Here is a 14,222-nt window from a genome sequence, read left to right as displayed (position 1 = left end):
AATCAGTCTACCTGCCGGATGGTGGGCATGCGCGCCACCATCGCCAGCATCAGCACCGACATGGTCAGGCCGAATACCGGCATGATCCATTTGATCTCGACATGCAGCGACAGCAGCGAGGTCACCATGGCATACGAGATCGGGCTCAGCCCCATCGATGCGACGGTATTCAGGCTCATCACACGCCCGATCTTGTCGCGGTCGGTGTATTGCTGCAGCAGCGACATCATTGGCACATTGTTGCTGACCACACCGAAGCCGAGCAGGAACTGCAGCACCAGCGCGGCCCACAGCCAGTAGGTGTGGCCCTGCAGGCCCAGCAGCACGCCTTCGACCGCAATCACCAGCGCGATCATCAGCAGGCGTTTTTTCACTGGCGGGTAGATGGTGAGCAAGGTACCGCCCAGCACCATGCCGACGGCAAACGCGCTTTGCAGGTAGGACAGCGTACTGGCCTCGCCGTGCAGGTGGTCGGTCACGACAATCGGGATGCCCAGGCCCAGCGGACCCATGAACAGCAGATTGGCAATGGCGTAGATCAGCATCAGGCTGAGCAACACGGGGGTACGTATGGCGTACTGCAGGCCTTCCAGCAGCTCGTGCAGGATGTGGCGGCGCGCACCGCTGCTCACCACGTCGGCCTCCTTGATCAGGCCGATACAGCACACGCCCACCAACAAGAGCACGCCGGTAATCGAGAACACCCATTCATAGCTGACCAGCGCCAGCAAGGCGCCACCCAGTACCGGGCCGAACACCAGACCGATCTGGTTGGTGGTCAGCATGATGGAATTGGCGCGGGTCAGGTCATTGGTGTTCACCAGCCCTGGCAGCAGCGCATCGCGCGCCGGCCAGAAGAACGCATCCAGCGCACCATAGATGAAGGCAAAGCCCGTCATCACCCAGATATCCAGCCAGCCCTGCATCAGCAGGCCCACCAGCGCGAACATCAACAGCACACGCAGCCCCAGCGAGCCGAGGATGATGCGGCTGCGCTTCATGCGGTCGGCCACCACGCCGCCGAACAGCATCAGCACGATGCGCGGCACCGAGCCGGCAATCATCACCAGCCCCAGCTGCTCCTTGGCGCCCAGCGTTTTCACCACGTACCAGGTCTCGGCAATGGTCGCGACGGCGAGCGCAAAGTTGCCGACCACGCTGGCCAGCCAGAGCAGGAAGAAATTGTGGTTCTTGAACAGCGATGAAGGTTGGTCCATATCGGGCGGCACGACGGGCTAAGTTACAGTTCAGTGTAAACAGCCCCGCCCCGGCTGGCGATGTCGGTTTCCATCATCGTGCTTGGTTAATTCCTGCATCAGGCTCAGCTGCAGATGGCGCGGTCAATCACCGCGCGCGATCGCCAGCACCGGCTCGATGTCCACCGCGTCGATCTGCGCGGGGTTGAGGAACAGGTCGGCGTAGTCCTTCCACACGTTCTGCCGCACGAACACGTCGAACAGGTCCGGATCGATGTGCTGGTCCTTGCACATGCGCGCCAGGATGGTCAGCGCCTGCGACAGCTTCATGCCTTCCTTGTACGGCCGGTCGCGCGCGGTGAGCGCCTCGAAGATGTCGGCAATGCCCATCATGCGCGCCTGCACGCTCATCTGCTCGCGCTTGAGCCCGCGCGGGTAGCCCTTGCCATCCATGCGCTCGTGGTGGCCACCAGCATATTCGGGCACGCGCGTCAGGTGCTTGGGCCACGGCAGCGCCTCCAGCATCTGGATGGTGACTTCGATGTGGTGATTGATGATCTGCCGCTCGGCATCGGTCAGCGTGCCCTTGCGGATGCACAGGTTCTCGATCTCGTCCTCGGTCAGCAGCGGCCGGGGTTGGCCATCCGGGCCGCGCCAGCTACGCTTGGCAATGGTGCGCACGCGCTCGACCGCCTCGTCGCGCAGGAATTCGCCCCCAACATTGATCTGGCGCAGGAAGCTGCGCTCGTCATCCAGCTCGGCCAGCAGCTGCTGGTAGTCGCTGTCGGCCAGCGCGCCCTTGAGGCAGGCGATTTCCGCCTCGCGCTTGAGCACTTCGAAACGGGTGTCGATCAGCTCGATGCGGTCAAAAATGGTTTGCAGCTTGGTGGCCTTGTCGACCACGTGCACCGGCGTGGTGACCTTGCCGCAATCGTGCAGCAGCCCGGCAATCTTCAGTTCGTAGCGATCGCGCTCGGTCATGCGGAAGTCGGCCAGCGGGCCTTCGCGCGCGCGGTCGGCGGCATCGGCAATCAGCATGGTCAGCTCGGGCACGCGCTGGCAATGGCCACCGGTATACGGTGATTTGTCGTCTATGGCCAGGTTGATCAGGCCGATGAAGGCTTCGAACAGTTGCTCCAGCGAATGGATCAGCTGCCGGTTGGTCAGCGCAATCGCCGCCTGCGAGGCCAGTGATTCGACCAGATGCTGGTGCTCGCTGGTAAAGCCGATGACCCGGCCGTTGGCATCGTGCGCGTTGATGAGCTGCAGCGCACCGATCACCTCGCCCTCGTGGTTTTTCATCGGCACGCACAGGAAGGATTGCGAGCGATAGCCATTGGCCGCATCGAAACGCTTGGTACCGGAAAAATCGTAGCCGGCCTCGCTATAGGCATCATCGATGTTGATGGTGCGGTTCTGGTTCACCGCGGACGCCACCACATTGTTGTGGTTGGGTGCGCCATCCTCGTAAATCAGCGGGATCAGAGGAAAATGCACCGGCGCCCCCGAAGTGCCACCCAGCCGTATGCCCAGCGATTCGGTGATGACGATCTCGAACTTGAGCTTGTGATCTTCGGTCACGCTGTACAGCGTACCGGCATCGGCCTGCACCAGCTCGCGCGCCGCATCGAGGATGCGCTGCATCAAGCGGTTGATGTCGGTCTCGCCCGACAGGGCAACGCCGATATCGAGCATTGCCGCCAGTTGTTCGCGCAGATCATCCATGTCTGCCCCTCCATCCGTGCTTGCCGGTGCACGCCATGCCGGCGTGAACCGGCTGCGTGCCCTGCCTGTTTATTTGATGCATACGGCGCGCACCTGCGCCATGTCGGTCAGACCGCCCAGTACTTTTTCGATGCCGTCCTGTTTGAGCGTGCGCATGCCACTGTCCAGCCCGCTGGCAAGGATTTTCGGCACGCGGGCGCGCTCCTGCACCAGCCGTTTGACGTCGTCGCTGGCCACCAGCAACTCGTGCAGGCCAACCCGCCCCTTGTAGCCGGTGTCACCGCATTTTTCGCAGCCCACCGGCTTGTAGAGCGTGAACTCACCCTTGTCATTGCCAAAGCGCTGCACCCAGTCCTTGTAGATGGCCGGATACGCCGGCTCGTGCTGCCAGGCCTCGGTGCTTTTCAATTCCTCGCAGTATTCGTTCAGCAAGTGGCGCACTTCATCCTGGTTGGGCGTGTAGGGCTGCTTGCAGCCACACAGTCGCTTGGCCAGCCGCTGCGCCAGGATGCCCAGCAAGGCATCGGCGAAGTTGAACGGGTCCATGCCCATGTCGAGCAGGCGGATGATGGATTCGGGCGCGCTGTTGGTATGCAGCGTAGCCAATACCAGGTGCCCGGTGAGCGAAGCCTCGATGCCGATGCCGGTGGTTTCGGCATCGCGCATTTCGCCCACCATGATGATGTCCGGGTCGGCCCGCAAAAAGGAGCGCATAATGCCGGCAAAAGTCAGCCCGGCCTTGACGTTGACCTGCACCTGCCGCAGCCCCTTCTGGGTGATTTCCACCGGGTCTTCGGCAGTCCATATCTTCGTTTCCTCGGTATTGAGGTACTTGAGGATGGAGTGCAGCGTGGTGGTCTTGCCCGAACCGGTCGGCCCGCAGACGAAGAACAGGCCATAGGGCTTGCTGATCACGTCCTTGAGCATGTGCAGGTTGTGCGGCGACAGCGCCAGCTTGTCCAGCGGCAGCGGCTCGCCGGCGGCCAGGATACGCATCACCACGTCCTCGACCCCGCCAGCGGTAGGAATCGTGGCCACGCGCAGCTCGATATCGAGGCCCGGCACGTATTTCTTGAACTTGATCTTGCCGTCCTGCGGCTTGCGCTTTTCCGAGATGTCCAGATCGCACATGATCTTCAGCCGCGTCACCAGCGGATTGCGGTAGGCAGCCGGGATATCGCGGTATTGCATCAGCGAGCCATCACGGCGGAAGCGGATGCGGGTTTTCTCGTTGCCCGGCGAGGGCTCGATATGGATGTCCGATGCGCCCAGCTTGTTCGCCTCGACGATGATCTGGTTCACCAGCTTGACCAGCTCGTTGTCCTGCGCCAGCGAGATGTCCTCGGTGGAAACGGCTTCGACCTCATCATCATCCATGCCGGACAGCAGCTCATCGACCGACTCGCTGCCGATGGCCGCCTCGCTGCCGAAATAGAGGTCGAGCGACTGCTTGAAGTCCTGCACCGTGCAGACACGCAAATCAACTTTCTTGCCGTGAAACACGTGGCCTATGGTGTGGCTGGCCTTGGCCTTTTCCGGGTCGGGGCTGACCACCAGCAAGCCGGCCGATGTTTCCTCGATGGGCAGCCAGCAATTCTCGGTGGCGAATTCGCGCTTGATGTTGCGCAGCAGGTCCAGCGGCTTGACGCGATCAGCGCGGAACGGCTCGTAGGGCACGCCATAAAAGCTCGCGTAGCTGGCCCCCAGCAGGGCGGGCTTGATCTGGAAGTTGTTCATCAGCACCGTTTCCAGATCGGTGCGTGAACGCCGTGCCTCCTTGGCGGCCACCTGCAGTGCGGCCGGGGTCAGCGTGCCGGCACTCACCAGCCCCTGGTACTTGTTCGATGCGGTAAACGGGTATGGCGTCTGGCGATGGCGCAGCGCCACCGCCAGCGTCTTGGCCAGCAGCCTGATGCCCTCCTCGGCCAGCGGGCCGAACGGCGTTTTCGGCAAATGATTGATGAGCTGGATGACCCCCAGCAATGCGCCATCGCTGTCCGACACAATCGGCGCGGCCAGCATTTCGCGCGCGCGAAAACCGGTCTGCTTGTCCACCGCCTGCAGAAACTGCAAGGTGGTGCTGTGCGAGGCCAGTTCCTGGATGTCGTAGACATCGTGCAGATTGAGCAGCTTCTTGTTGTTGGCAACAAAACCGGCCACGCTGCGGTCGTTGATCGGGATGCGCAGCTCCTTGAAGCCCTCCAGCCCCAACTTGACCCGGGAAACGATCTCGCGCCCGTCCTCGCCCAGCACATAGATGGTCAGCCGCTCGGCCGCAAACACGGCGCAGACATCCGAACCGATTTCCAGCAGCAGCTCGTCGAGGTGGCCGGTGGCATGCACGCGGTTGGTGAGCGCCTGCAACTGGCGCATGAATTCAAGCGCTTGCTGGTGGTCCTGTGGATTGGCGGTCATGTCAGAACTCAAGGACTTGCCCCTGTTGAAGGCGGGAGAATGGATATAACGCGCCGTCGCGCATGATTTCCTGCATGGTCAGGTCAGCATCCTGCGGCTTGAGGTGCGTGATCAGGATTTCAGCATCGCCGGTATAGCGCCCGAGCGACGCGATCATGGAGCCGGGAGCAAAGTGGCGCGATACGCGCGCCAGTTCGTGCTCGCGATTGCTGAATGCCGTTTCGAGGATCACGTACTTGAGCTTGTCCACGCCATTGAGCGCGTGCCAGAACGCCGGGCAGTCGGCCGAATCACCGCTGAAGGCCAGCGCGCCGTCTGGCCCGGCAAGCAGGTAGCCCACCGCCGGTATGGTGTGCAGCGCCGGCAAGGCGGTAATGTGCGCATCGCCCACCTGCCGGGTGTCACCCAGCGGCATGGTTTCGAATTTGAGAATGGCGTGATCCGGCCCCGGGATCACCGAGAAGTCCGGCCACACCTGCCAGTTGAAGATGTGGGTGCGCAGGATGTGCAGCGTTTCGGCCGTGGCATGCACCACCACCGGTTGCGTGCGGGCACCCACCACGGTATCCAGCAGCATGGGCAGGCAGGCAATGTGATCAAGATGCGCATGCGTGACGAACACATGTTCGATGCGCAGCAGCTCGTCGTAGCTCAGCTCGCCCAGCCCGGTGCCGGCATCGATCAGCACATTGTCGCCCAGCAGAAAACAGGTGGTACGGTTGGCGCCGCCTATGCCGCCGCTGCAACCGAGTATCCTCAAACGCATTGCTACTTGCCCTCAAACACATAAACGCCGTCCCAGTCCGGCGATGGCGGCGTGCGTTGCAGCACCGCAATCCGCTCGCGGAACAACTGGTACAGCCTGCAATCCGGCTCGTCATCCAGCAAGCCCAGCAACTGCAATTCTGCCATGCCCCATTGCCGCGCCCGGTACAGGCGCAGTGCCTCGGCAAACCGGTCGGCACGCCGTTGCTGCTGCGGATCCGGCGTGACCGCCAAAGGTTCGTACACTGCGACTGCTTCCTCGCGCCCGTGCACGCGCACCCAATCTATTTCACGATACACCACGCCCGGCGTGGCATCGCGGGTTTCCTCGCCCACCAGCACTGCCACGCCATAGTGCTTGGTCAGGCTTTCCAGCCGCGAGGCCAGATTTACCGCATCGCCAAACACCGTATATGTCATGCGGAACTGCGACCCAAGGTCACCCACCGTCATATGGCCGGTATTCACCCCGACGCCCACGCTGATCTCGGGCCAGCCTTTTGCCACCAGCCTGGGGTTGAGCGCGGCAATCGCCTGCTGGATGGCCAGCGCGGCGTGCACGGCATTGCTGGCGTGCTCCGGGTCATACAGCGGCGCGCCCCAGAAGGCCATCACGCAATCACCCATGTATTTGTCTATGGTGCCGAAATGTTCGCTGCGGATCACGCGCGAGATTTCGGTCAGGAAGGCATTCATGTAGCTGGCCAGCTCGTCGGCGGGCATGCCCTCGGAAATCTTGGTGAAGCTGCGCACATCGGTAAACAGCACCGACAGCTGGCGGCTTTGCCCGCGCATGGTGTATTTCTCGGGGTCTTCGCTCATTTTCTGCACCAGCTCGGGCACCACATACTGACCGAACAGTTGCGTGAGCTGGCGTTTGCGGCGTGCCTCGAAGAAATAGCCATAGGCCATATTGAGCACGTACAGCCCGCAGATCAGCACCAGCGTGCTGGCGAAGGGCATGTCCAGCCGGGCCGATTGCCACAGCCACAGGTCGCCGCCCCCCAGCAGCAACAGCAGTAGCACACAGGCCAGCGTGGCCACCATGGGCGAACGCGTCAGCAACAGCCACAACAGCAAGGGCGACAGCAAGAGCAGCAACAGGAACTGCGCGCCCAGCAAATAGTCCGGCCGCTGCGGCAGGTCCTGATCCAGCATGCCGGCAATCAGGTTGGCGTGGACTTCCACCCCCGGATAGGCCTCGCCCACCGGCGTGACCCGCAAATCCTTCAGCCCCGGTGCGGTCGTGCCCACCAGCACGATGCGGTCACGCAGCACGTCGGCAGCCACCTTGTGCTGCAGCACGTCTACCGCCGAGACATAGGGAAAGCTGCCAGCGCGGCCACGATATGGCACCAGTGCACGGCCATGCTGATCAGTGGCGATATGGCGCTCGCCCAGCTGCAGGCCCTCCAGCGCCTCGCCCCCTTCGCGCGAAATCACCGGCGACAGCGGCGGGTTGCCGTCGGCCACCTGCACCAGCGCCAGTGACAGCGCCGGGTAGAACTGATCGCCGATGCGCGCCAGCAGGGCCACGCGCCGCGTTGCGCCATCGGCATCGACCTGCGGCACGAAGTGCCCGCCGCGCATTGCGGCATGCTGCAGCAGCGGCAGATTGGCGCCAAAGTAGCGTGCCAGCGGAATCTCGCTGGCCACCGGTGCCATTTGCGCTGCATCCAGCGCGGGGGGCGGCAAGGCGCCGCTGGATGCCACGCCCGGCTCGGTGCCGAAATAGAAGCCGGTGACCACGGCGCGATGCTGCAAAGCTGCGGCGAAACGCTGATCGGTATCGAGTTGGGGGGTCAGGGTGCCGAGGGCGGATTGAAAGGCAGCATCGTCCTTAAGCGGACCTTGTGCCAGTGCACGCAAGGCGGGCAGGCCGGAGCTGTCATCCGGCTCGGCAAATACCACGTCGAAGCCGGCTGCGCGCACGCGATAGTGATCGAACAGGCTGTCCACCAGCCCGGCCAGCTTGTCGCGCCGCCAAGGCCAGCGGCCCAGTGCGGCCAGGCTTTTCTCGTCGATATCGACGATGACGACGCGCGGATCGGGCTTTTCCTTCGTCCCGACGCGCAGGCGCACGTCGTACAGGTAATCGTCCAGGCGGGCCAGCACCGGCACCTGCAGCGCACCCGCCACGTGCGCCAGCACCAGCAGGATGCACACGCTGCTGAACAACAACTGCGGCAGAAATCGGACCAGGCGACGCAACATGGACAGCCCCCGGTGCAGCAAGTGTTAGTGGGTAAAGAACGCCATCTGCACACCCAACAGCTCGATCAGGTCTTCCTCTTCCAGCTTGCGGGCCGACTGGCCGATCTGCACGCCGTTCACCTTGGGCGTTTGCGCGCCTTCCACATGGGTGATGAAGTAGCCCTGCGGGCGGCGCGTGATCACCGCCACCTGTACGCCGGCCTTGCCCAGCGTGGTCAGGTTCTTGGTCAGCATCAGCTCGCGGCCGGCATTGCCACCGGTCAGCACCTTGACCACCCCGGGGCTGCTGGCCGGCTCTGCCGGGCGCGCGCCGGTCTGCACCGCACTGGCAGCCACGGCGGCAGCGCTGGCCGCAACGACCGGGCGCGGCGCGGCTGCAACAGGGGCCGGCGCCGGGGCGGCCGCAGCCACCGCGGGCGGCACGCGCAGCATCATGGTTTTTTCGTAATCGGTGCCGGCATCGCTACCAGCGGCATTTTCGCTCCAGAACTTGAGCATGTACTTGCCGATGATGATTTCATCACCATCCTGCAGCAGCTGGCGCTTGGTCGGCTTGCCGTTGACCACGGTGCCGTTGGTGCTGTCGAGGTCTTCGACGAACACGTCGCCCCCCACGGTCAGCAGCGCAGCGTGTTCACCCGATACCGCCAGATTATCGATCTGGATATCGTTGGTGGGGCGGCGCCCTACGGTGAAGCGCTCACGGTTCAGTCTGAATTCCTTGACTACGGTGCCATCCAGGCAAAGCAGCAATTTGGCCATGGCTCAATCTCTCAAAAACAATTTTTTACGGTTTGCATCTGCGGCAAACCGGTCCGGCAATCCAGCGCCGGGCGTCATATCCACTGCTGCCGGCTCAAGCCGGCGACCTGCGGTCAACCCAGCCAGGACGTCAGGCGCGACCACAGGCCGCTCTGGGCCGGATAGTCCCGCTTGATTCCGACCAGCACGACTGAAATATTGTCGCGACCACCGGCATCGTTGGCCATTTGCACCAGCTGCTCGGCAGCCAGCGGCAAATTGGCCCGCAAAGTGTTAAGTGTATCGGCAATATCACCATCTTCGAGCATGTCGGACAGGCCATCTGAGCAGAAAAGATACAGATCGCCCGGCTGGGTCTCGAATTCACTGAGGTCAACGGCCACATCGGGGTCGATGCCGACCGCACGCGTCACCAGATTGCGGTTGGCCGAATGGCGCGCTTCCTCGGCGGTGATCAGCCCGGAATCGAGCTGTTCCTGCAGCAGCGAGTGATCGCGGGTAATCTGCTCCAGCGCGCCACCACGCAGCCGGTACAGCCGCGAATCGCCCACATGCGCCACCAGCACGCGGTTGTCGAAATACAGGCCCACCACCACGGTAGTGCCCATGCCGGCGCATTGCGGCTGGCTTTGTGCGGTGCCATAGATCGAGGCATTGGCCTGGCGTACCGCGTGTTCAAGCATGTCGTAGGCGGCCGGCTGGCCGTGTGCCTGCAAGGCGCGCTCGGGGGCATTCTTCAGCAGCATTTCGCGCAGCAAGTGCGCAATCACCTCAACGGCGATGCCGCTGGCCACTTCGCCTGCGTTATAGCCGCCCATACCGTCGGCCAGTACGACGAAGCCGTCGGCGGCATCGAAGCCGATGGCGTCCTCGTTGTGCTCGCGCACCTGGCCGGAGTCGGTCAGGCCGGTAATGTCGAGGGCCTGGGTGAGATTAACCATTCTGTTTTGCCTGACGTGCTTTCAGCCCGGCTTCCAGCTTGGCCAGCGCCGCAGCAAAGTGCGCGCCGGACTGGAAGCGGGTCTCGGTTTTCTTGTGCATGGCCTTCATGATAATCGCGGACATGATGGGTGGCAGCTGCGGATTGAGCGTGCGCGGGTCGGCCGGCTCGGTATTGGCGATGCGGTACATCAGCTCGGCCATCGAATCACCGTTGAACGGCAGGCTGCCGGTCACCAGCTGATAGAGCATCACCCCCAGCGAGAACAGATCGGAACGACCGTCGATCTTCTGCCCCGACAATTGCTCGGGCGACATATAGGACGGCGTACCCAGCACCATGCCGGTCTTGGTCTTGGACGAATCGGTAATGCGCGCGATGCCAAAGTCGGTCACCTTCACCGTCTTGCTCTCCGGCTCGTACATGATGTTGGCCGGCTTGATGTCACGGTGCACCACGTTCTGCTTGTGCGCGTAGTCCAGCGCTTCGGCCACCTGGCGCACAATGGCCAGTGCATCGAGCAACGGCAGCAGGCTGTCCGGTTTGGTGTAAGGCAGCAGGTCACGCCCCTTGAGGAATTCCATGGCGATATAGGCGAGGTCGTGCTCCTCGCCGGCATCGAAAATGGTGACGATATTCGGGTGGTTCAGCCGCCCGGCGGTTTCCGCCTCGCGGAAGAAGCGCTCGCGGGCTTCATCCAGCAGCTCGGCCTCGAATTCCTCGCTCAGCGCCATGGTCTTGATCGCCACTACACGGCTGATCTTGGGATCGATGCCCTTGTAGACCACGCCCATGGCGCCCTTGCCCAGTTCCTTTTCGATCTGGTAGCGCCCCAGCATTGGCTTTTCGACATCACCGCTGGCCAGCAATACCGTGCCGCCGGGGCCGCCACTGCCGCCGCCCAGCATCACCGTCTCGGACAACTGGCGCGCGCGCTTGAGCTTGGCGGCAATGTCCTTGAAGTTGGCATCGAAGTCGGCCATGTAGCGATACACGCTCTCGGCCTTGTTGAACTGGCGCTTGCGCTCGAAATCCAGCGCCAGGTTGTAGAGGATTTCCAGCATCGACTCGTCCAGCGTCACCTTGCGGAACTTGTCGAACGCCATGTCCAGCTGCCCCTGGCCCTGGAAGGCCAGCCCCAGCATGCGGTTGGATTCGGCCGACTCGGCGCTGCTTTTCTGATGTTTCTCTTCGGTCAGCAGGTAATGCTTGGTAGTCAGCACGCCGTGGCCCAGCAACAGCAGCAAGGCCGGCCCCAGCAGCGGTACCCACAGCATGCCCTGGGTCAGCAGCGCGAATTCTGCAATCACCAGCAGCAGCAGCAAGCCCCCCGTGATGGCCGCGCCTGGCCCGGCCTTGAGGCGCGGCAGCGCCAGCGTGAGGTAGAGCGCAATCAGCAGCAGCACACCCAGCACTGCCACCGTGGCCCAGTGTGGCGATACGAAGTAATGCTGTTCCAGCAAGGCGGACAGCGTATTGGCGGTCAGCAACACCGGTGATTCGGCTGGCGATACCGGCGTGACCAGCGAGGCACCGATGCCCAACGCCGTGGCGCCAATCAGCACGATCTTGCCGCGATATTTCTCGACCGGAATCTTGCCCGAGTACACGTCGTAGAAGGAATCAACGGCAAAGGCCGGCGTACCGCCGTTGCCGCGATAGAAATAGGGACGGAAACGCCCGTCGCTGCTGATGGGGATATGCACATTGCCCAGCGCGATCGACTCGCCAAAGGTGAGCTTGATCTGCGCCGGTTTGAGGTTGAGGCCATAGGCCGCCGCCAGCAGTGGATAGGTCGGGAATACCTGATCGTAATAGCGCACCACCAGCGGCACGCTGCGCACCACACCGTCGCCGTCGGGCTGCTGCGTATCGGTGCCGATGCCGCGCGCCTTGTCACCCAACTGGGCAATCGGCACCGTCGCGGCATTCACCGCCAGCGGCCAGCCATTGGCCGGGTCGCCGGACGGCTCCAGTTCGGTGCGCGCCACATAGGGGGGCAGCGGCTTGTCCGGTTCTCCCTTGGGCTCACCCAGCTCGAACAGCATGGGCAGCATCACGTTACCGGCACGGCCCATGCTGTCGGCCAGCTGGCCGTCCACATCCAGCGCCTTGATGGAGGTATCCAGTTCGCTGGCGATCTCGGACGGAAACGAGGCTTGCGCTGTGGCCATGCCCTTGATCTTTTGCAGCGCCTGCAGGCCCTTGTCCTGCTGCGGCTCGGTAAAGAACACCGTGGTGGCAATCAGATTGGGCTGGGCGGCAGCCAGCTTGTCGATGAAACGGGCGTGGATGTCGCGCGACCAAGGCCAGCGGCCGATGTTGTCGAGGCTCTGCTGGTCGATGGCGATGACGGCGATCTTGGCATTGGGCTCGCGGCTGGTCATGCGCACGCCCACGTCGTAGCCACGGCGCTCCAGCCCGCCGATGGCCGGCGTCAGCAGCCAGACGGCCAGATAGATCAGCACGACCGCGAGCGCAATCAACCAGTCATGCTGCCAAATCCGCCGCTTCATCCTGCGCCCTGCCTTGTTTTTCGTCATCTATTGATAGCCGATCCTGCCTGCTTTGGACACCTGACACCAGCATGCCGCCGTGCATGCGGCAACATTCAGGGTGCCTCGGCATAAGGCATGCGGCGCTGGATGATGGCCGCCTTGCGCAGCAACTTGCGGTCACTGCGGTGCTCGTCGAAATAACGCGGGTTGGGCACCATGGCCGCCAGCTTGGCGGCCTGCGCGCTGCTGAGCTTGCTGGCCGGCACCTGATAGTAATGTTTGGCAGCCGCCTCGGCGCCGAATACGCCGTCGCCCCACTCGATCACGTTCAGGTAAATCTCGAAAATGCGCTGCTTGTCCATCACCGCCTCCAGCATCACGGTGATGATGGCCTCCTCGCCCTTGCGCCATGGCGTGCGCTTGCTGGACAGGAACAGGTTCTTGGCCAGCTGCTGGCTGATGGTCGAACCACCGGCAACGATGTGGCCCTTCTTGAGATTTTTTTCCCAAGCATTCTGGATACCTTCCCAGTCGAAACCGTCATGATCGAGGAACTTGGCATCTTCGGAGGCCACCAGTGCACGCTTGAGATTGGGCGAAATCTGCGCATACGGCACCCACTGGTGGCGCAAGGTGGCATTGGGGTCTTCGGCCTGCAGGCGCGCCTGCTGCTCGTCCATGAAAGCGGTATCGGACGGATTGACCCAGCGCCAGGCCAGCACGTGCAGGAAAATCCACAGGTTCCACAGCAGGAACAGGCCGATCAGGCCGAGCGTGATCCGCCCCAGCCACCATCCGAATGAACGCTTCTTGCCCGCTGCCATATCCCGGCTTCTTGTAAGAGAACGGCCCGCAGTATACCGGGGCCGCCATATTTTGAACCGAACGCTTTACAGCGCGCTGCGCAATGCCTGCAACACGGGCGCGACATCCGGCCTGTGGCCGGTCCACAGCGCGAATGCCTCGGCCGCCTGCCCTACCAGCATGCCCAGACCATCGACCCGCAGCAGCACACCAGTCGTGCGTGCCTGGGCCAGAAACGCGGTTTCATCGCGGCCATACATCATGTCGTAGGCCAGCGCACCGGGGGCGAACACGCCGTCCGGCAGCGGGATACCCTCGCCGCCCAGGCTGGCCGAGGTGGCATTGATCACCACGTCATGGCCGCCCTGTAGCGCATCGAAGCCGCAACCGTGCAGCGGCAAGGCGATATGGGTGCGGAATTCGTCGATCAATGCCACGGCCTTGGCGGGGGTACGATTGGCCAAAGTGATGGATGCCGGCTGTTGCGCCGCCAGCGGCAACAATACGCCGCGCGCCGCACCGCCAGCGCCCAGCAGCAGCACGCGCTTGCCGGCCAGCGTGGTGTGGCGCAACACATCGGCCACCAGTCCGGCGCCATCGGTGTTGTCGCCCAGCAAGCTGCCGTCGGCCTGCAGCTTGAGCGTGTTCACCGCCCCGGCCGCTTGCGCACGCGCGGTCAGCGCATCGGCCAGGCGGAAGGCTTCTTCCTTGAATGGCACTGTGATGTTGCAGCCCTGCCCGCCCTCGGCAACAAAGCCGCGCACCGTGGCGGCAAAACCATCCAGCGGCGCCAGCAGGCGCTCGTACGAGAAGCCCGGCAGGTCGAACTGGCTGGCAAAGGCCGCATGGATTTGCGGCGACTTGCTGTGGGCAATCGGGTTACCGATAACGACATATTTCATA

General features: G+C 63.1%; 10 protein-coding genes. All 10 read right to left on the bottom strand.

What is annotated here, in order from left to right:
* Window positions 1–2 precede the first annotated feature (2 nt).
* The 10 genes from B9A19_RS02315 to aroE all read right to left on the bottom strand — a co-directional run bounded on the left by B9A19_RS02315 (window position 3) and on the right by aroE (window position 14,221).
* On the bottom strand, window positions 3–1,217 hold the full coding sequence (locus B9A19_RS02315; RefSeq protein WP_084088933.1) for an MFS transporter: 1,215 nt from the start codon (window positions 1,215–1,217) through the stop codon (window positions 3–5).
* 123 nt (window positions 1,218–1,340) lie between these two features.
* A complete protein-coding gene (locus B9A19_RS02310; RefSeq protein ID WP_084088932.1) occupies window positions 1,341–2,921 on the bottom strand; it encodes a GAF and HD-GYP domain-containing protein in 1,581 nt (526 codons plus the stop codon).
* 69 nt (window positions 2,922–2,990) lie between these two features.
* Entirely contained in the window at window positions 2,991–5,336 is a 2,346-nt protein-coding gene (locus B9A19_RS02305) for a GspE/PulE family protein (protein WP_084088931.1), read from the bottom strand.
* Between the two features lies 1 nt (window position 5,337).
* Window positions 5,338–6,102: an MBL fold metallo-hydrolase gene (locus B9A19_RS02300; protein ID WP_084088930.1), complete on the bottom strand. Its 765-nt coding sequence runs from the start codon at window positions 6,100–6,102 to the stop codon at window positions 5,338–5,340.
* 2 nt (window positions 6,103–6,104) lie between these two features.
* Window positions 6,105–8,315: a CHASE2 domain-containing protein gene (locus B9A19_RS02295; protein WP_084088929.1), complete on the bottom strand. Its 2,211-nt coding sequence runs from the start codon at window positions 8,313–8,315 to the stop codon at window positions 6,105–6,107.
* A gap of 24 nt (window positions 8,316–8,339) precedes the next feature.
* Window positions 8,340–9,077: an FHA domain-containing protein gene (locus tag B9A19_RS02290; RefSeq protein ID WP_084088928.1), complete on the bottom strand. Its 738-nt coding sequence runs from the start codon at window positions 9,075–9,077 to the stop codon at window positions 8,340–8,342.
* 113 nt (window positions 9,078–9,190) lie between these two features.
* Window positions 9,191–10,018 (bottom strand): Stp1/IreP family PP2C-type Ser/Thr phosphatase, encoded by an 828-nt coding sequence (locus B9A19_RS02285; protein ID WP_084088927.1) that lies wholly within the window; start codon window positions 10,016–10,018, stop codon window positions 9,191–9,193.
* Complete coding sequence (locus B9A19_RS02280; protein ID WP_139798602.1) at window positions 10,011–12,533, bottom strand: CHASE2 domain-containing serine/threonine-protein kinase; 2,523 nt, start codon at window positions 12,531–12,533, stop codon at window positions 10,011–10,013. The genes B9A19_RS02285 and B9A19_RS02280 overlap by 8 nt, the downstream gene beginning before the upstream one ends.
* Before the next feature lie 95 nt (window positions 12,534–12,628).
* A complete protein-coding gene (gene mtgA / locus B9A19_RS02275) occupies window positions 12,629–13,339 on the bottom strand; it encodes a monofunctional biosynthetic peptidoglycan transglycosylase (protein WP_084088925.1) in 711 nt (236 codons plus the stop codon).
* A gap of 66 nt (window positions 13,340–13,405) precedes the next feature.
* Window positions 13,406–14,221 (bottom strand): shikimate dehydrogenase, encoded by an 816-nt coding sequence (gene aroE, locus B9A19_RS02270; RefSeq protein ID WP_084088924.1) that lies wholly within the window; start codon window positions 14,219–14,221, stop codon window positions 13,406–13,408.
* Window position 14,222: the final 1 nt, after the last annotated feature.

The organism is Andreprevotia lacus DSM 23236, from assembly GCF_900176275.1.
GTDB lineage: Bacteria > Pseudomonadota > Gammaproteobacteria > Burkholderiales > Chitinibacteraceae > Andreprevotia > Andreprevotia lacus.
Note: the sequence above shows the minus strand (reverse complement) of the source record. Positions and strands in the feature narration are given on the sequence as shown.

Excerpts from the sequence above, each read along its gene's own strand:
- B9A19_RS02315 (WP_084088933.1), bottom strand. The coding sequence starts at position 1,217 with ATGGACCAACCTTCATCGCTGTTCAAGAACCACAATTTCTTCCTGCTC.
- B9A19_RS02310 (WP_084088932.1), bottom strand. The coding sequence starts at position 2,921 with ATGGATGATCTGCGCGAACAACTGGCGGCAATGCTCGATATCGGCGTT.
- B9A19_RS02305 (WP_084088931.1), bottom strand. The coding sequence starts at position 5,336 with ATGACCGCCAATCCACAGGACCACCAGCAAGCGCTTGAATTCATGCGC.
- B9A19_RS02300 (WP_084088930.1), bottom strand. The coding sequence starts at position 6,102 with ATGCGTTTGAGGATACTCGGTTGCAGCGGCGGCATAGGCGGCGCCAAC.
- B9A19_RS02295 (WP_084088929.1), bottom strand. The coding sequence starts at position 8,315 with ATGTTGCGTCGCCTGGTCCGATTTCTGCCGCAGTTGTTGTTCAGCAGC.
- B9A19_RS02290 (WP_084088928.1), bottom strand. The coding sequence starts at position 9,077 with ATGGCCAAATTGCTGCTTTGCCTGGATGGCACCGTAGTCAAGGAATTC.
- B9A19_RS02285 (WP_084088927.1), bottom strand. The coding sequence starts at position 10,018 with ATGGTTAATCTCACCCAGGCCCTCGACATTACCGGCCTGACCGACTCC.
- B9A19_RS02280 (WP_139798602.1), bottom strand. The coding sequence starts at position 12,533 with ATGAAGCGGCGGATTTGGCAGCATGACTGGTTGATTGCGCTCGCGGTC.
- mtgA (WP_084088925.1), bottom strand. The coding sequence starts at position 13,339 with ATGGCAGCGGGCAAGAAGCGTTCATTCGGATGGTGGCTGGGGCGGATC.
- aroE (WP_084088924.1), bottom strand. The coding sequence starts at position 14,221 with ATGAAATATGTCGTTATCGGTAACCCGATTGCCCACAGCAAGTCGCCG.